Raw genomic sequence first — 18,113 nt, forward strand, 5'->3', positions numbered from 1 at the left:
CGAAAGCATGAAAATCAGTGATGGAAACTGGCTTATTCAACCGGGCCTGAACGTGACGTATCCGGTTCAGGTGTTCGACGTGGAGCAGCAGGGCAACGACCTGATGGTGTTTGTTGCGCCGCGCGACGTGCGCGAACGCACCTGGCAGCTCGACACGTTGATGTTCACGGTGCGCCTGTTTTCCCCGCAGGAAGGGATTGTCGGGGTGCGCATTGAGCATTTCCAGGGCGCGCTGAACAACGGCCCGCACTATCCGCTTAACGTTCTTAAAGACGTGAGGGTAGAGATTGAAAACAACGCCGGGTTTGCCGAGCTGAAAAGCGGCAGCGTCAGCGTGCGCGTCACCAAAGGCGAGTTTTGGGCGCTGGATTTCCTGCGCGACGGACAGCGCATCACCGGCAGCCAGCTGAAAAACAACGGCTACGTGCAGGATACCAACGCCGACCGCAATTACGTATTCGAACGTCTGGATCTGGGCGTGGGGGAAACGGTCTACGGTCTGGGCGAGCGCTTTACCGCCCTGGTGCGCAACGGCCAGACGGTCGAAACCTGGAACCGCGACGGCGGCACCAGCACCGAGCAGTCCTACAAAAACATCCCGTTCTACCTGACCAACCGTGGCTACGGCGTGCTGGTGAATCATCCGGAAAACGTCTCGTTTGAAGTCGGCTCGGAGAAGGTCTCCAAAGTGCAGTTCAGCGTGGAAGGGGAATATCTCGAGTACTTCGTGATCGACGGCCCGACGCCGAAAGAGGTGCTGAACCGCTATACGCGGTTCACCGGGCGTCCGGCGCTGCCGCCTGCCTGGTCGTTCGGCCTGTGGCTCACCACCTCGTTCACCACCAACTACGACGAAGCGACGGTAAACAGCTTTATCGACGGCATGGCCGAGCGCGACCTGCCGCTGCACGTGTTCCACTTCGACTGCTTCTGGATGAAGGCCTTCCAGTGGTGCGACTTCGAGTGGGACCCGGTGACCTTCCCGGATCCGGAAGGGATGATCCGCCGCCTGAAGGAGAAAGGGCTGAAGGTCTGCGTGTGGATTAACCCGTACATCGGCCAGAAATCCCCGATCTTCCGTGAGCTGAAAGAGAAGGGCTACCTGCTCAGGCGCCCTGACGGCTCCCTGTGGCAGTGGGACAAATGGCAGCCGGGGCTGGCGATTTATGACTTCACCAACCCGGAAGCGTGCCGGTGGTATGCCGACAGGCTGAAAGGCCTGGTGGATATCGGCGTCGACTGCTTCAAGACCGACTTTGGCGAGCGTATCCCGACCGACGTGCAGTGGTTTGACGGATCCGATCCGCAGAAAATGCACAACCACTACGCCTACATCTATAACGAGCTGGTGTGGAACGTGCTGAAAGAGACGGTGGGAGAAGAAGAGGCGGTGCTGTTTGCCCGCTCGGCGTCCGTCGGGGCGCAGCAGTTCCCGGTGCACTGGGGCGGCGACTGCTACGCCAACTATGAATCCATGGCCGAAAGCCTGCGCGGCGGGCTGTCGATTGGCCTGTCCGGCTTCGGTTTCTGGAGCCACGATATCGGCGGGTTCGAAAATACCGCACCGGCGCACGTCTACAAGCGCTGGTGCGCGTTCGGACTGTTCTCCAGCCACAGCCGCCTGCACGGCAGCAAATCCTACCGCGTGCCGTGGGCGTACGACGACGAGTCCTGCGACGTGGTGCGCCACTTCACCCAGTTGAAGTGTCAGCTGATGCCGTATCTGTATCGCCAGGCGGCGCTGGCGCGCGAGTTCGGCACGCCGATGCTGCGGGCGATGATGCTGGAGTTCCCGGACGATCCGGCGTGCGATTACCTCGACCGCCAGTACATGCTGGGGGATGCGGTGATGGTCGCGCCGGTGTTCTCCGAGGCGGGCGACGTGCAGTTCTATCTGCCGGAAGGCCGCTGGACGCACCTGTGGCACAACGACGAAATTCAGGGCAGCCGCTGGCATAAGCAGCAGCACGATTTCATGAGCCTGCCGGTCTACGTGCGCGACAACACCCTGCTGGCGCTGGGCAACAACAACCAGAAGCCGGACTACGCGTGGAACGCGGGGACGGCCTTCCAGCTGTTTAATCTGGACGATGGCGCAACGGCGGTGAGCGAAGTGCCTGCGGCGGACGGCTCCGTGGCGTTTACGCTGAAGGCGTCACGTCGGGGAGATATCGTGACCTTTACCGGCGCGGGAGACGCGCAAAACTGGTCGGTGTGCTTGCGCAACGTACAGAAGGTGAGCGGCGTAAAAGGTGGTTCACATGCGGGCAGCGAGTGGGGTGTAGTGGTGAAAGCCGAGGGGAATGAGGTGGTGGTTCACCTCTGAACCGCAAGGTATTGTGCGGTCTGATGCCCTCACCCTGACCCTCTCCCACAGGGAGAGGGAACAAACATCAAAAACGGCAACAGGGTTGCCGTTTTGCATTTACCTTGTGGTCGATACCTCGCCACCCGCCATAGTCTGCTGCACCTGCTGTTTATCCATATTTACCGCGCCCAGCTTCGCATTCACCGTTGGCTTCAGCGGGGCATTTGCCTGCACGCTGCCGCTGGCGGTGAGCTGAATATTGCCGTCGCCCGTAATCGGCAGCGCAGGCCAGCCCCACTGCTGCAGCACGTTGAGCGGCACGCCGCGCCCGTTCAGGCTCACCGTGGTCTGCCGCTGCGGCAGCTGTGAAACCGTCGCCGTGGCTTCCAGAATACCTTTCTCGGTAAAGGCGCTCAGGTCGGTAATGTTCACCGTGGCGGCGTTCGCATTCAGCGCCAGCGACGGACGGCGCACGTCCACGCGGTTAAAGGTGGCCGCCGCGCCGTTCAGCGTGGCGCTGCCGCCCCACACGCCCCACTTATGGTCTTGCGCTAGCTGCAGGTTAGCCCCATAGCCATCAAGAGAGGTGATCTGCCACGGGAAAGCCGGATCGATATCGATCACCAGGTTGCGGCTCAGGCCGAATTTTTGCAGCGTCACGTTGTTCAGCCATTCCGGCAGAGGCTCCATCCACAACGTTTTCCAGTTCTGCGGCAGGGTGTATTCCAGCCCGGCGATGGCGACATCGTCCAGCACCAGCGCTTTACCGTCGCGTAGCCAGTTACCGGACGTGCGCACCATGCCGCCCTCCCAGCGGGAGGTGAACTGACGCAGCGCCATGCCCTGCGGGGAAAACTCCGCATTCAGGATCGGATCAAAAAGATGCAGCGAGCCGTAGATAAACTCGCTGGCATTCATGGACAGCCGGCCTTCCTGGCTCTGCCAGTCGCCTTTGCTGAGAGTCAGGTTGCGCAGGCTTAGATCGAGATCGGTCACCGCCCAGTCCGGGCCCTGAAGCCGGGCGTCGGTTACGTCCAGACGACCAATCTGTAGAGAGGGGATAGTGGCCAGCGGCGCGAAGAACGCCATCAGCGTTTTATCGCTCTGCAGGCGGATCTCGTTCAGGCGCATCGTGTCGATAATCCAGCTCCCGTCGGCGTTGCGCAGGGCGGAGCCGGTGAGTGAGCCACGGGCCATATCGGCGCCAATCGTTTTCAGCACCACTTCCTTGCCGTTGAGCTGGCCCTCGATCAGCACGTTGGTGGCCGGTACGCCGTTCAGGGTCAGCGAGCCCGCGCTCATCTGGATCTGCGCGTTGTTCCCCAGCACGTTGCCCGCTTCCGGCTGCCACGGACTGACGCCGCCCGTGACCTTCTGCGCGCTCAGGTCCCATTCGGTATTCGGGCTGTTAAACGCCATATTGTTCAGCTGCAGGCGATCCGCCTGGAACGGCAGCGGTGCCGTCTGGGGCGAGAGATTCAGCGTGCCGTCGAACAGGGTGATGGTGTCCATATGCAGCGGATCGGTTATCTGGCGGCTGCTCAGGCCGATATCGACTTTTTTGGCTACCAGCGTGGCGGGTTTACCGTCCCGACCGAAGGTGACGTTTTCCAGAATGATGTGGGAAGGCGACGAAAAGCGGTGATTCATCTTGTCGAAACTGAGTTCGTAGTCGGTATTCACCGTCACCCAGCTGCTGACCTGAGACGCGCCCCAGCGGGTCTGGAGCAGAATGTAGAACGCCAGCAGCACAATGAGCAGGGCTACCAGAAGATAGATGAGGAGCTTTCCAATAAATTTCATGGTCTTCCATCCCGCACAACGCACATAAGGGAGTTATGCACGATTTATGCGCAATCCTCAAGGCGGGAATGGTGTAATTAGATGTCACGGCAGGCATTGACTGCCTGCCGTGAAGAGGATCAGTTCTTTTCAGGCGGGAAAACGAGGTTCAGAACGATAGCGGTGATACCGCCCGCGGCAATGCCGGAAGAGAGCAGGTTTTTCACCCAGTCAGGCGCAAACTGCAGGATCAGCGGCTGCTGGGAAACACCCAGACCAACGGCCAGCGACAGGGCAATAATCATGATCGCGCGGCGGTTCAGCGGCTCGCGGGAGACAATACGCACGCCGGAGGCCGCGATAGTGCCGAACATCACCAGCGTCGCGCCGCCCAGCACTGGCTCAGGAATGTGCTGCACAAAGCCGCTTACCGCCGGGAACAGGCCGAGGACGATCAGCATCAGTGCCACCACGAAGCCAACGTAGCGGCTGGCCACGCCGGTCAGCTGGATCACGCCGTTGTTCTGACCGAAGCAGGAGTTCGGGAAGGTGTTGAAGACCGCAGAGACAAACGAGTTGAGGCCGTTCGCCAGCACGCCGCCTTTCAGGCGCTTCATGTACAGCGGGCCGGAAACGGGCTGCTCGGAGACGTCCGAGGTAGCGGTGATGTCACCGATGGTCTCCAGAGAGGTGATCATAAAGACCAGCATCAGCGGCAGTAGCAGACCCCAGTCAATGCCCAGTCCGTAGTACAGCGGCGTAGGAACGACGATCAGCGCGCTGTTGGTCGGCGCGGTGTTCTCCGGCAGCATGCCCAGCGCCCACGCCAGCAGGTAGCCCGCCGCCATGGCGATCACCAGCGAGGCGACGCGCAGGTAAGGATTTCGCTGACGGTTAAGCAGAATAATGATCGCCAGCACGACACCCGCCAGCAGCAGGTTTTTCGGCGCGCCGAAGGTGTGGTCGTTCATTGCGGCATAACCGCCGCCGATGGAAGTCAGGCCCACCTGAATCAGCGACAGGCCGATAATCATCACCACCACGCCGGAAACCAGCGGGGTAATGACGCGGCGAGCCAGATGCAGAACGCGGGAGATGACCATCTCCGTGCAGCTGGCCAGCATCAGAGTGCCGAACAGCGCCGCCATCATGGTTGGGACATCCGCACCACCGGTTTTCAGCGCCGTACCGCCCATGATCAGCGGTGCCACGAAGTTAAAGCTGGTGCCCTGAATCGACAATAAACCTGACCCCACCGGACCCCACGCTTTAATTTGAATAATCGAGGCCACGCCGGAGGCGAAGAGAGACATGCTGATAATGTGCTGCGTGTCCTGCGCCGGTAAGCCGAGCGCCTGACAAATCAGCAGCGCCGGGGTGATCACCGCAACAAACATCGCCAGAAGATGCTGGCAGGCGGCGAAAAGCGTTTGCGGCAGCGGCGGGCGGTCTTCAAGGCGGTAAATCAGTTCGCTATTTTGCTTCTGCGCAATCGGTTGCGCATCAGGCGACTCTATGGTGTTAACGGACATCGGCGGCAATCCCACGGTGGAAAAGCGGGCATTTTATCTGACCACCTGGTAAAAGCAAACGATTGCCAGCAAAAAAAGGGAAGAAAATCTGCTGCTGTGAGCAGGTTTTCTACAACGCATCGGGAAAAAAAATTACACTTTTTGCGCCGGAGGCTCATGAAGAGCGCAAACCGGCCCAGGATAACGCCGCGTGTGTATGGAGCACGCGCATTACAGGAGCCTTTTATGATTCATCTCGATACGTTGTCGACCCTTGTTGCCGCAACGCTGGTTCTTCTGCTTGGTCGCAAGCTGGTACATAGCGTTTCCCTTCTGAAGAAATACACCATTCCTGAACCTGTCGCCGGTGGCCTGCTGGTGGCGCTGGCCCTGCTGATACTGAAAAAAAGCATGGGCTGGGAAATCGATTTTGATATGTCCCTGAAAGACCCGCTGATGCTGGCCTTCTTTGCCACTATCGGCCTGAACGCCAACCTGGCGAGCCTGCGCTCGGGCGGTAAGGTGCTCGGCGTATTCCTGATTGTGGTGGTGGGGCTGCTGCTGATGCAAAACGCGATTGGCATCGGCATGGCAACGCTGCTGGGGCTGGATCCGCTGATGGGTCTGCTGGCGGGGTCGATTACACTTTCGGGCGGTCACGGAACCGGGGCCGCGTGGAGCAAGCTGTTCATCGAGCGCTACGGGTTTGAAAACGCGACGGAAGTGGCGATGGCCTGTGCGACCTTTGGCCTGGTGCTGGGTGGCCTGATTGGCGGCCCGGTGGCGCGGTATCTGGTGAAGCACTCCACCACGCCGAACGGCAGGCCTGACGATGAGCTGGTGCCGACCGCGTTCGAAAAGCCGGACGTCGGCCGCAGCATCACCTCGCTGGTGCTGATTGAAACTATCGCGATGATCGCCATCTGCCTGACCGTGGGCAAAGTGGTTGCGCAATGGCTGGCGGGTTCCGCGTTTGAACTGCCGACCTTTGTCTGCGTGCTGTTTATCGGGGTGATCCTGAGCAACGGTCTGGCGCTGATGGGTTTCTATCGCGTGTTTGAACGGGCGGTATCGGTGCTCGGCAACGTCTGCCTGTCGCTGTTCCTGGCGATGGCGTTGATGAGCCTCAAGCTGTGGGAGCTGGCCTCTCTGGCGCTACCGATGGTGGCGATACTGGCGGTGCAGGCGCTGTTTATGGCGCTGTACGCCATGTTCGTGACCTGGCGCATGATGGGCAAAAACTACGATGCGGCGGTGCTGGCGGCGGGTCACTGCGGGTTTGGTCTGGGGGCCACTCCAACGGCTATCGCCAACATGCAGGCGATCACCGAACGGTTCGGGCCATCGCACATGGCGTTTCTGGTGGTCCCGATGGTTGGCGCCTTCTTTATTGATATCGTCAACGCGCTGGTGATCAAGCTGTACCTGATGCTGCCGATGTTTGCCTGACATCAGGCGTTGGAATAACGCTCGGTTTCCGGCATCCAGCGCTCAATTAACGCTGCCGCCTGTTCGGGGTAGCGTTCATGAATATGGCGGGCGAGGCGCTGAACCTCGGGGATCATGGCCTGATCGCGCAGTAAATCCGCAACCTTGAATTCCGCGTTACCCGTCTGACGCGTGCCCAGCAGTTCGCCCGGGCCGCGGATCTCCAGGTCTTTTTGCGCAATCACAAAACCGTCGTTGCTGTCGCGCAGCACCTGAAGACGCATCTGGGCCGTTTTGGAAAGAGGTGCTTTGTAGAGCAGTACGCAGTGGGACGCAACCGCGCCGCGGCCGACGCGCCCGCGCAGCTGGTGGAGCTGGGCAAGGCCGAGACGCTCCGGGTTTTCGATGATCATCAGGCTGGAATTCGGGACGTCCACGCCGACTTCGATCACCGTGGTGGCGATCAGCAGATGTAAATCACCCTGTTTGAACGCCTGCATTACCGCCTGTTTTTCGGCGGGCTTCATGCGTCCGTGAACCAGACCGACGTTCAGCTCCGGCAGCGCCAGCTTAAGCTCTTCCCACGTTGCTTCGGCAGCCTGCGCCTCCAGCAGTTCAGATTCTTCAATCAGCGTACAGACCCAGTAGGCCTGACGCCCTTCCTGGGTGCAGGCGTTGCGCACGCGGTCGATGATATCGCTGCGGCGCGTGTCAGGAATAGCGACCGTGGTGACCGGGGTACGGCCCGGCGGCAGTTCGTCGATGGTGGAAGTATCCAGATCGGCGTAGGCGGTCATCGCCAGGGTGCGCGGGATCGGCGTGGCGGTCATGATCAGCTGATGCGGGTGGAAGCCCTGCTGCAGCCCTTTCTCCCAGAGCGCCAGACGCTGATGCACGCCGAAGCGGTGCTGCTCGTCGATAATCACCAGCGCAAGACCGTTAAACTGCACCTGCTCCTGGAAGATGGCGTGCGTGCCGACAATCATCTGCACCTGCCCGCTGGCAATAGCCTCCTGTTGCGCAAGGCGCGCTTTGCCTTTTTGCTTTCCGGCAAGCCAGCCCACTTCAATCCCGAGTGGCGCAAACCAGGCGCGGAAATTGTTGGCGTGCTGTTCAGCCAGCAGCTCGGTCGGCGCCATTAGCGCCACCTGTTTACCGTGGGCAATCGCGCGCAGGGCCGCCAGCGCGGCAACCAGCGTTTTACCTGACCCCACGTCGCCTTGCACCAGGCGCATCATCGGCACGTCGAGCGCCATATCGCGTTCAATCTCGGCGGTGACGCGCGCCTGCGCGCCGGTGGGTTTAAACGGCAGCGAGGCCAGCAGCTTATCTTTGAGCGCATCATTCTGGCTTAACGGCTGAGCGTGGAAACGCTGCGCGCCCGCGCGAAGCGCCAGCATGCTCAGGTTATGTGCCAGTAATTCCTCAAGGATAAGACGCCGTTGTGCGGGGTGTTTGCCGCTTTCTAAATCGCTGAGCTGCAGCGTTGGCGGCGGGCGGTGCAGGGTTCGCAGCGCCTCGGGCAGGCTCATCATGCCCTGGGCCAGTTCGGGCGGCAGCAGCTCGGTAATGGCGCAGGTATCCAGCAGCTCCAGCGCCTGATCGGTGAGCTTGCGCAGCGTGGCCTGCTTGATGCCTTCGGTCGTTGGGTAAACCGGAGTGAGCGTCTCCTGCATTTCCGGCGTGCTGAGATCGCCCTGCACGCGGTACTCCGGGTGGATCATCTCTGCGCCGTATTTCCCGCGTTTGGCTTCGCCATAGGCCAGCACCCTGCGGCCCGTCGCCAGGCTGTTTTTCATCGCCGCACTGAAGTTGAAAAAACGCATGGTGAGAATGCCGGTGCCGTCGCTGATCTGGCAGGTCATCATTCGGCGTCCGCCGAAGGTGATGTTGCAGTTCAGGACTTCGCCTTCAACGGTGGCGTAAATGGCGGGAAGAAGATCGCCAATCTTGTAGAGCTGGGTGCGGTCTTCGTAACGCAGGGGGAGGTGAAGCAGGAGATCCTGCACGGTGTGCAGGCCAATTTTTGCCAGCTTATTGCTTTGCGCCGCGCCCACGCCCGTCAGGCTGTTAAGCGGGATGGCATCCAGCAGGCGGCCTTTCATCGCTTACCCGGCGTACTGCATGGTGGCCCACCACTCGGCATCGGCTTCAATTTCGCCCTGCGCGTTGACGTGGGGGTAAGGCAATTTTTTCTGCTTCGCAACGCGAGCCAGCACCGGATAACCACCTTCAAACAGCAGGCGCTGCTGCTCATCTTCCGGCAGCATGCTGTTGCTGCGCTCGTACATCCCGGCGTTCTGACGCTGACGCTGCGCTTCATACAGAATGAGTGCGGACGCCACGGAGACGTTCAAAGACTGCACCATGCCGATCATCGGAATGATGATGTCACGATCCGCCAGATCCAGCGCTTCCTGGGTGATCCCGGTTTTCTCCTGACCCATCAAAATGCAGGTCGGGCGGGTGTAGTCGATCTCGCGGAAATCTACGGCTTTAGCGGACAGGTTAGTGGCGAGGATCTGCATCCCGCGCCCTTTCAGGTGCGATACGGCTTCGCCAATGGTGTGATGATTTTTGACAGACACCCAGCTGTTGCTGCCTGCCGCCGCCGAGACCGTATTGCGCATACGGCCGTCCGGCCAGACGGCGTGCACTTCATGCACACCGACGGCATCTGCGGTACGAACGATAGCAGAGACGTTATGAGGTTTATGCACCTGCTCCATGCAGACCGTCAGGTCAGGCTGACGCCTGGCGAGCATTTCGCAGATACGTGCATAACGTTGTGAATTCATAAACCTAGTTTCGGTTTCGGGTGACTTTAATCACATCCGGCATGACGCGGATCTTGCGCATAATATTCGCCAGATGCACGCGGTCGCGGGCGGTCAGACGAATAAAGGCGCTGTACACGCGGCCATCTTTTTCTTCCGTATTCAGGCTCTGAATGTTGGAAGAAGCCGTGTTGATCGCTGCCGTCAGGTTCGCCAGGGCACCCTGATGGTTGAACATATCCACCTTAATTTCGGTGATAAATTCCTGCGCCGTCTCTTTATCCCACTCGACTGCCATAAACTTCTCGGCTTCTTTCTGGTAGCCGCGAATGTTACGACAGGACTCGTGGTGGATAACCAGCCCTTTACCCGGGCTGACGTGCGCAATAATCGGGTCGCCAGGTATTGGACGGCAACATTTTGCGAAGGTGATCAGCACCCCGTCCGCGCCTTTAATCGGCAGGTGTCCATGGCTTTGCGTGGTTGCAGGCACCGCTGTCGTGTCGCCTTGCTGCAGGTTCTTCGCCACCACCACGCTCATGGCGTTGCCGAGGCCAATCTCTGCCAGCAGGTCGTCAAGTGACGCGAGCTTCATGCGCTCCAGCTCACGCTGGACGTTCTCCTGCGGAATTTCAGCCAGCTTACGGCTGCCGCCCAACGCGTGGTTGAGCAGACGACGCCCCAGGCTGACGGAATCATCGCGCTTGAGGTTTTTCAGCAGCTGGCGAATTTTGGCGCGTGCTTTGGAGCTCACGACAAAGTTCAGCCAGGCCGCATTCGGACGTGCGCCCGGCGCGGTAATAATTTCTACCGTCTGGCCGCTGGAGAGCGGCTGAGACAGCGGATAAGGCTGTCTGTCGACACGCGCGCCGACGCAGGCATGCCCGATATCGGTGTGCACGGCGTAAGCGAAGTCGACCGGCGTGGCGCCCGCAGGCAGTTCGACAATTCGACCTTCTGGGGTGAAAACGTAAATCTCATCCGGGAAGAGATCGGATTTAACGCTCTCGATAAATTCAAACGAGCTGCCCGCACTCTGTTGAAGCTCCAGCAGGCTTTGCATCCAGCGCTGGGCGCGGATTTGGGCGGTTGTACTGCTTTCTCCACCGTGCTCTTTATACGCCCAGTGTGCGGCAACACCCATCTCTGCCATCTGGTCCATGTCTTCGGTGCGGATCTGCACCTCAACAGGCACACCGTGTGGCCCGATCATCGAGGTGTGCAAAGATTGATAGCCGTTCGCTTTTGGAATGGCGATGTAATCTTTCATGCGCCCCGGACGCGGTTTGTAGAGGCTGTGCATCTGCCCCAGCACGCGATAGCAGGTGTCCGAATCGTGGACGATCACGCGGAAGGCGTAGATGTCCATGATCGAGTGAAAACGCTGCTCCTTGAGCACCATTTTGCAGTAGATGGAGTACAAATGTTTCTCGCGACCGCTGACGCGGCACGGGATTCCCGCTTCCTGTAAGCGCCCTTCAATTTCCGAGAGGATTTTTTGAATCATCTCTTTACGGTTACCGCGTGCGGCTTTCACCACCTCTTTAATCACGCGATAGCGGTTCGGGTACAACGCTTCAAAACCCAACTCTTCCAGCTCGGTTTTAATGTGGTGAATACCTAAACGGTGCGCCAGCGGACTGTAGATTTCGAGGGTTTCACGGGCAATGCGGCGACGTTTATCCGGGCGAAGTGAGCCCAGCGTGCGCATGTTGTGGGTACGGTCAGCGAGTTTGATGAGAATGACGCGGATATCCTGCACCATCGCCATAATCATCTTGCGGAAGTTTTCGGCTTGCGCCTCTTTCTTGTCGCGGAAATTCAGCTTATCAAGCTTAGAGACCCCTTCCACCAGTTCGGCAACGCTTTTGCCAAACAACTGTTCCATGTCCTGATAAGTGGCTGGGGTATCTTCGATCACGTCGTGCAGCAGAGCGGCCATCAGCGTTTCGTAGTCGAGTTTCATCTCGGCCAGAATACAGGCCACCGCTACCGGGTGCGTGATATAGGGTTCACCGCTTGAACGTGTCTGGCCCTCGTGAGCGTCACGTGCAACGAGATACGCCTGCTGAAGACGCTTAATCTGGTCTTCAGGCAGGTAGGTTTGAATCAGTTGATTCAGGCTTTCAAACAGATACAAGGGCGACCCGCAGGTTTAATTAACGACGACCTTCAGCAATAGCGGTTACGGCCTGCAGTTCTGCGGCTTCCTGCTCTTGCTGCTCCTGGCGCTCACGCACGTCGAGGATCTGGTTGTTGATCAGACCTTCTTCGATTTCGCGAAGTGCAATAACGGTGGTTTTATCGTTTTCTTCCGGTACCAGCGGATCTTTACCGCCTACCTGCATCTGACGAGCGCGACGCGCGGCGACCAGCACCAGGTCAAAACGGTTACCAATTTTCTCTACAGCGTCCTGAACAGTTACGCGTGCCATACTTAAAATGCTCCACAGGTGAAGAAATGACTGGGCATGATACTGAAAGTGGGTTCAGTCTGCCAACAGTTTGGTGATTAATGCGTCATGTCGCTGCTTCTGGCGGCTCATACGCAGACGTTCTGCACGAAGAATGGTTTTGAGATCGCTTAGCGCGGCATCAAAATCATCATTCACAATAAGGTAATCATATTCCGCGTAATGGCTCATTTCTGCAACAGCCTGTTCCATACGCTTTGCGATCACTTCTTCGCTGTCCTGACCGCGACCACGCAGGCGGCGATCCAGCTCATCTTTCGATGGCGGTAAAATAAAGATACTGCGCGAGTCAGGCATTTTCTTACGAATTTGCTGTGCGCCCTGCCAGTCGATATCCAGGAACACATTCACGCCCGTGGCCAGAACCTGCTCAATGGTTTCACGCGAGGTACCGTAGTAATTACCGAATACTTCAGCGTGTTCAAGAAACGCGTCTCTGCCGATCATCGCTCTGAATTCGTCGTGATCCACAAAGAAATAGTGTTCACCGTGCACTTCACCCGGACGCGGCGCTCGCGTGGTGTGAGAAACAGAAACCTGTGTGTCGTACAACGGTTGGGTTTTTAACAGTGCCTGAATAAGGCTGGATTTACCCGCGCCACTAGGGGCAGAAACAATATAAAGCGTGCCTTGAGCCATGAGAGTCTTTTGTATGTGTTAACGAAGAAGTCCTACATACGGGCTTATTATACACGTCACCGCCGTGTGACGTAGCCTTTGTCACACTTTTTCCCCTGGATTATTGAATTTTGCGTGCCGTTTTCAGGTTTTATCTGTGTTTTTCAGCAACCAAAAGAAACACCGGATAGCGTCTCGCATTGTGAAATGTTGCCGTTAGCGTTGTTTCAGGCATCCGGGTATATCTCCTGCAATGAAAAGGAGGGGTAGCGATGTGGCGATGGATAAGCGGGTTAATGCTGTTGTGGTGTAGCTATGGCGCGGCGGTGTGTCCGGTGTGGTCGCAGGCAAAAGCAGAAAAAGAGATGGCGTCGTTAAGCGCCCAAATCAAAGGCTGGGATGAGGCTTACTGGAAGCAGGGCGTGAGTGAAATCAGCGACGAGGCTTACGACCAGCTTCATGGGCGGTTAACGCAGTGGCAGCGCTGTTTTGGCAGTGAGCCTTCAGAAGAGAAACTCCCGGCGCTGACGGGAAGCGTAAAACATCCCGTTGCCCACACGGGCGTGCATAAGGTGGCAAGCAAAGAGGAACTGAGGCAGTGGATGCGTGCCCGACAGCATCTGTGGCTGCAGCCGAAAGTTGACGGTGTGGCGGTGACGCTGGTCTATCGTGACGGAAAGTTAGTCCAGGCCATCAGTCGCGGTGATGGCCTGAAAGGGGAAGACTGGACCGATAAGGTACGTTTAATCCCGTCGGTTCCGCAAAATCTCACCGGCGCGCTGGCGAATAGCGTCTTGCAGGGCGAGCTTTTCTGGTTACGCGACAACCACATTCAGAGCCAGTTGGGCGGAATGAACGCTCGCGCAAAGGTGGCGGGGGCGATGATGCGGCAAAAGGATAACTCGCTATTGAGCAAGATCGGCGTATTCATCTGGGCCTGGCCAGACGGACCGAAAGATATGCGTACCTCTTTAGCTGAACTGTCTCAGGCTGGTTTTACGCTGTCGGCACGGTACACGCTACCCGCCGATTCTGTCGATGCCGTCGAGAAGCAGCGCGCGGCCTGGCACGTGACCGCATTACCTTTTGCCACGGATGGCATTGTGGTGCGTTCGGAGGACGAACCTGCGGGCGAAGAGTGGTTACCGGGAGAAGGCCACTGGGTTGTCGCGTGGAAATATCCTCCCGCAGCTCAGGTCGCTGAGGTGAGTGATATTCATTTTTCCGTGGGGCGCACGGGCAAAATTTCCGTTGTAGCAGCGCTGGAGCCCGTGCAACTGGATGATAAACAGGTGCAGCGGGTGAGTCTGGGCTCGGTTGGGCGCTGGCAGAGTCTGGATATTGCTCCAGGGGATCAGATACAAATCAGCCTGGCCGGGCAGGGTATCCCCCGGTTTGATAAGGTGCTCTGGCGCGGAACGGACAGACATAAACCAGAGCCACCAGTCTCGCGCTATCATGCTCTTAGCTGCTTCTATGCTTCGCCGGAGTGTATGGAGCAGTTCTTTGCCCGGCTAACCTGGCTCAGTTCAAAGCAGGTATTCGATATTGAAGGAGTAGGCGAGTCAGGCTGGCGGACCCTCTGGCAGGCGCATCATTTTGAACATCTCTTTTCATGGCTGTTATTAACGCAGGCGCAGCTGCAGGCTACACCGGGTTTTTCCTCAGCACGCGGGCTGGCGCTCTGGCACCGATTTAATCTGGTGCGCGAGAAGCCGTTTATCCGCTGGCTCATGGCAATGGGTGTGCCATTGACCCAGGCTTCGCTGAAGGCGATGGGAGACATATCGTGGCAGAAGATGAGCGGGCGCAACGCAAAGGACTGGCAGACCCTGCCGGGAACAGGAGAGGAGAAAGCACGACAAATCGTTAACTGGATTCACGCGCCTCAGATTGATGTGCTGGCGAAATGGCTCGCTGAACAGCACATCAACGGGTTCTGAAGCTAGTGGGCGCTGTGTTTGTAATGAAAAACGGGCAGCCCGAGCTTCAGACGCAGCGCCAGCATGCGGGCCGTAAAGCCAAACAGCAGCGTCGAGATGACCACCACATCATGGTTTGAAACGCAATGCTGCAGAGCGATATAAAGTACTGCTGCCGCAAAGGAGATGCCGGCATACAGCTCTTTTTGAAAGACCAGGGGGATGCGTTTGCAGAACATATCGCGCAGCACACCGCCGAATACGCCCGTGACCACGGCGGCGATGGTGGCGATAACCGGTCCTTCCCCCATATCGAGCGCGATTTGCGCGCCGATGATCGAAAAGACAATCAGCCCCAGCGCATCAAGCACCAGGAACAGGCGGCGAAGATGGGGCATAACGGGCGCCACTATGGTGGTTAACACGGCGGCCGTTGCCACGATAATCACGTATTCAGGGTGTTTAACCCAGCCGAGCGGGTAATGGCCAAGCAGAATATCGCGCACGGAACCGCCACCCAGCGCGGTCGCCGTAGCAATAATGATCACGCCGAAGGTATCCATACGGCGACGTCCGGCGGCAAGTGCGCCGGTCATGGCTTCTGCGGTGATGCCAATGAGATAAAGGATGTGAAGCAGCATATACCCTCCGGTGTGAACGCGGGGAGGTTAGCGATTTGTGCGCAAGATCACGATTGAGATTTTCTAAGGCGAGCCAGTTTGCCCTATAAATTTTTATCAAGCTCTATAGAGAAAGCTTTATGAAAGGCGGTAAAGCGACAAAATGGGCGTTGAAATGGATTAGAAATAGTAATGGGTGGTGCATTCGACACCACCCGAAAGGCATTACTCAATGTTCTGGATCTGCTCGCGCATCTGTTCAATCAGCACTTTCAGCTCAATCGCTGAATTCGTCACTTCTGCATTGATCGATTTAGACGCCAGGGTGTTCGACTCGCGGTTGAACTCCTGCATCATAAAGTCCAGACGGCGGCCCACAGCTTCTTTCTTCTTCAGAATGTTGTAGGTTTCTTTAACGTGCGCTTCCAGACGGTCCAGCTCTTCAGCGACATCAATACGCTGCGCCATCAGCACCAGCTCTTGTTCCAGACGGGTGTTTTCCAGCTGAACTTCCGCTTCTTCCAGTTTGGCGACAAGGCGCTCGCGCTGCCATTGCAGCACTTCTGGCATATGGGTGCGGACTTTCGCTACTTCGGTGCTCACGCCTTCAAGGCGCTGCTCAATCATCGCTTTCAGCGCCTGGCCTTCGGTTTCGCGGGCAACGATAAAGTCGTCCAGCGTGCCGTCGAGGGCTGCCAGGATTTCAGCGGCAATGGCGTCCAGATCCTGCTCGCCGGCCGCCATGACGCCAGGCCAGCGCAGAATATCAACCGGGTTAATTTCGCCTTCATCGCTCTGCATTTTGACCCAGTTCGCCGCATTCACGAGCTGTTTCGCCAGTTTTTCGTTGAGGATGAGCTCGCCCTGTGCGCTGGCATCAGGCTCAAAGCGCAGGTTACATTCCACTTTCCCGCGCGTCAGACGCGTACGGATACGTTCACGTACAACAGGCTCAAGGCTGCGGAACTGCTCCGGCATACGGAAATACGTTTCCAGGTAACGCTGGTTTACCGAGCGCATTTCCCATGTGGCGCTGCCCCAGCTACCCTTGATTTCACGCCGGGCGTAGGCGGTCATACTGCGGATCATAGACATTCCCGTTTTTAAAGGAGAGATGGGGGGATTATAGCTTTCGGGGGCTTCTCAGGATAGGAATAAGCGTCCTTTATCCGTATAATGCGCAGCCACATTCGTTTCAAGCCGGAGAATCCATCATGCGTCCATCAGGTCGTAGCGCCAACCAGGTGCGTCCCGTCACCCTGACCCGTAACTATACAAAACACGCTGAAGGCTCCGTGCTGGTTGAGTTTGGTGACACTAAAGTGCTATGCACCGCCTCCATCGAAGAAGGCGTTCCGCGCTTCCTGAAAGGTCAGGGCCAGGGCTGGATCACCGCAGAATACGGCATGCTGCCGCGTGCGACCCATACCCGTAATGCTCGTGAAGCGGCAAAGGGTAAGCAGGGCGGCCGTACCATGGAGATTCAGCGTCTGATCGCGCGTGCGCTGCGCGCCGCCGTTGACCTGAAAATCCTTGGTGAATTCACCATCACGCTGGACTGCGACGTGATTCAGGCAGACGGCGGTACGCGTACGGCGTCGATTACCGGTGCCTGCGTGGCGCTGGCGGATGCCCTGAACAAGCTGGTTGCGGCCGGTAAGCTGAAAACCAACCCAATGAAAGGCATGGTTGCGGCGGTTTCTGTAGGTATCGTTAACGGCGAAGCGCTTTGCGATCTGGAATACGTTGAAGATTCCGCAGCCGAAACCGACATGAACGTGGTGATGACCGAAGATGGTCGCATCATTGAAGTACAGGGCACGGCGGAAGGCGAGCCGTTCACCCACGAAGAGCTTCTCTCCCTGCTGGCGTTGGCCCGAGGGGGAATCGAGTCTATTGTAACGACGCAGAAAGCGGCGTTAGAAAATTGATTTTAAAGGCGACCAATGAGTCGCCTTTTTTTTGCCTGTAAGACAGAAAAACCAAAGGAGCAAATCCATGAAATCGTATCAGCGCCAGTTTATTGAGTTTGCGCTTAACAAGCAGGTACTTAAGTTTGGCGAATTTACGCTGAAATCCGGGCGTAAGAGTCCCTATTTCTTCAACGCCGGGCTGTTTAATACCGGGCGCGATCTGGCACTGTTAGGCCGTTTCTATGCCGAAGCGCTGGTGGATTCCGGGATTGATTTTGACCTGCTGTTTGGCCCGGCCTATAAAGGCATTCCAATTGCGACCACCACCGCGGTGGCGCTGGCGGAACACCATGACCGCGACGTGCCGTACTGCTTTAACCGCAAAGAAGCTAAAACACATGGTGAAGGCGGGAATCTGGTCGGCAGCGCGCTGCAGGGCCGCGTCATGCTGGTCGATGACGTGATTACTGCGGGTACGGCGATCCGTGAATCGATGGAGATTATTCAGGCCAACGGTGCGACGCTTGCTGGCGTGCTGATTTCTCTGGATCGTCAGGAGCGTGGTCGCGGTGAAATTTCCGCTATTCAGGAAGTCGAACGCGATTACAGCTGTAAAGTGACGTCGATTATTACCCTGAAAGATCTGATTGCGTATCTGGAAGAGAAGCCTGAGATGGCGGACCATCTGGCAGCGGTAAAAGCGTATCGCGAAGAGTTCGGGGTGTAATTAAATCGCCCGGTGGCGCTACGCTTACCGGGC

14 protein-coding genes are annotated in these 18,113 nt (G+C 57.8%); 5 read left to right on the top strand and 9 right to left on the bottom strand.

Features of this window, described 5'->3' with window-relative positions; translation table 11 throughout:
- Nucleotides 1–7 precede the first annotated feature (7 nt).
- Entirely contained in the window at nucleotides 8–2,326 is a 2,319-nt protein-coding gene (gene yicI, locus F0320_RS00355; RefSeq protein ID WP_126330422.1) for an alpha-xylosidase, read from the top strand.
- 99 nt (nucleotides 2,327–2,425) lie between these two features.
- Here yicI and F0320_RS00360 read toward each other — a convergent pair whose 3' ends face one another.
- Nucleotides 2,426–4,111, bottom strand: a complete 1,686-nt coding sequence (locus F0320_RS00360) for an AsmA family protein (RefSeq protein ID WP_047651803.1) — start codon at nucleotides 4,109–4,111, stop codon at nucleotides 2,426–2,428.
- A gap of 119 nt (nucleotides 4,112–4,230) precedes the next feature.
- Nucleotides 4,231–5,622, bottom strand: coding sequence for a xanthine/proton symporter XanP (gene xanP, locus F0320_RS00365; protein WP_126330424.1), 1,392 nt, complete (start codon nucleotides 5,620–5,622; stop codon nucleotides 4,231–4,233).
- 225 nt (nucleotides 5,623–5,847) lie between these two features.
- Between xanP and gltS the strand changes: the two genes are divergently transcribed.
- Nucleotides 5,848–7,050 (top strand): sodium/glutamate symporter, encoded by a 1,203-nt coding sequence (gltS, locus tag F0320_RS00370; protein WP_042714437.1) that lies wholly within the window; start codon nucleotides 5,848–5,850, stop codon nucleotides 7,048–7,050.
- Nucleotides 7,051–7,052: 2 nt separating this feature from the next.
- Here the strand turns inward: gltS and recG are convergent, their stop codons facing one another.
- From recG to gmk, 5 genes are read right to left on the bottom strand one after another with little or no spacing between them, the layout of a single operon-like run.
- Nucleotides 7,053–9,134, bottom strand: a complete 2,082-nt coding sequence (gene recG / locus F0320_RS00375) for an ATP-dependent DNA helicase RecG (protein ID WP_126330426.1) — start codon at nucleotides 9,132–9,134, stop codon at nucleotides 7,053–7,055.
- A 3-nt stretch (nucleotides 9,135–9,137) separates the two neighbouring features.
- Complete coding sequence (gene trmH, locus F0320_RS00380; protein ID WP_064673820.1) at nucleotides 9,138–9,827, bottom strand: tRNA (guanosine(18)-2'-O)-methyltransferase TrmH; 690 nt, start codon at nucleotides 9,825–9,827, stop codon at nucleotides 9,138–9,140.
- Nucleotides 9,828–9,831: 4 nt separating this feature from the next.
- On the bottom strand, nucleotides 9,832–11,946 hold the full coding sequence (gene spoT / locus F0320_RS00385) for a bifunctional GTP diphosphokinase/guanosine-3',5'-bis pyrophosphate 3'-pyrophosphohydrolase (protein WP_023309883.1): 2,115 nt from the start codon (nucleotides 11,944–11,946) through the stop codon (nucleotides 9,832–9,834).
- Between the two features lie 19 nt (nucleotides 11,947–11,965).
- A complete protein-coding gene (gene rpoZ / locus F0320_RS00390; RefSeq protein WP_000135058.1) occupies nucleotides 11,966–12,241 on the bottom strand; it encodes a DNA-directed RNA polymerase subunit omega in 276 nt (91 codons plus the stop codon).
- A 54-nt stretch (nucleotides 12,242–12,295) separates the two neighbouring features.
- A complete protein-coding gene (gene gmk, locus F0320_RS00395) occupies nucleotides 12,296–12,919 on the bottom strand; it encodes a guanylate kinase (RefSeq protein WP_010426438.1) in 624 nt (207 codons plus the stop codon).
- Nucleotides 12,920–13,170: 251 nt separating this feature from the next.
- Here gmk and ligB point away from each other — a divergent pair, with 251 nt between their 5' ends.
- A complete protein-coding gene (ligB, locus tag F0320_RS00400) occupies nucleotides 13,171–14,841 on the top strand; it encodes an NAD-dependent DNA ligase LigB (RefSeq protein ID WP_126330428.1) in 1,671 nt (556 codons plus the stop codon).
- 2 nt (nucleotides 14,842–14,843) lie between these two features.
- Here ligB and F0320_RS00405 read toward each other — a convergent pair whose 3' ends face one another.
- Nucleotides 14,844–15,461: a trimeric intracellular cation channel family protein gene (locus F0320_RS00405; RefSeq protein WP_126330430.1), complete on the bottom strand. Its 618-nt coding sequence runs from the start codon at nucleotides 15,459–15,461 to the stop codon at nucleotides 14,844–14,846.
- Nucleotides 15,462–15,665: 204 nt separating this feature from the next.
- A complete protein-coding gene (locus F0320_RS00410) occupies nucleotides 15,666–16,529 on the bottom strand; it encodes a YicC/YloC family endoribonuclease (RefSeq protein WP_023309886.1) in 864 nt (287 codons plus the stop codon).
- A 125-nt stretch (nucleotides 16,530–16,654) separates the two neighbouring features.
- Here F0320_RS00410 and rph point away from each other — a divergent pair, with 125 nt between their 5' ends.
- Complete coding sequence (rph, locus tag F0320_RS00415; RefSeq protein ID WP_010426431.1) at nucleotides 16,655–17,371, top strand: ribonuclease PH; 717 nt, start codon at nucleotides 16,655–16,657, stop codon at nucleotides 17,369–17,371.
- Between the two features lie 67 nt (nucleotides 17,372–17,438).
- Nucleotides 17,439–18,080: an orotate phosphoribosyltransferase gene (pyrE, locus tag F0320_RS00420; RefSeq protein ID WP_126330432.1), complete on the top strand. Its 642-nt coding sequence runs from the start codon at nucleotides 17,439–17,441 to the stop codon at nucleotides 18,078–18,080.
- Nucleotides 18,081–18,113: the final 33 nt, after the last annotated feature.

Origin of the sequence: Enterobacter dykesii (assembly GCF_008364625.2) — a bacterium.
In the GTDB taxonomy this organism is placed as follows: Bacteria; Pseudomonadota; Gammaproteobacteria; order Enterobacterales; family Enterobacteriaceae; genus Enterobacter; species Enterobacter dykesii.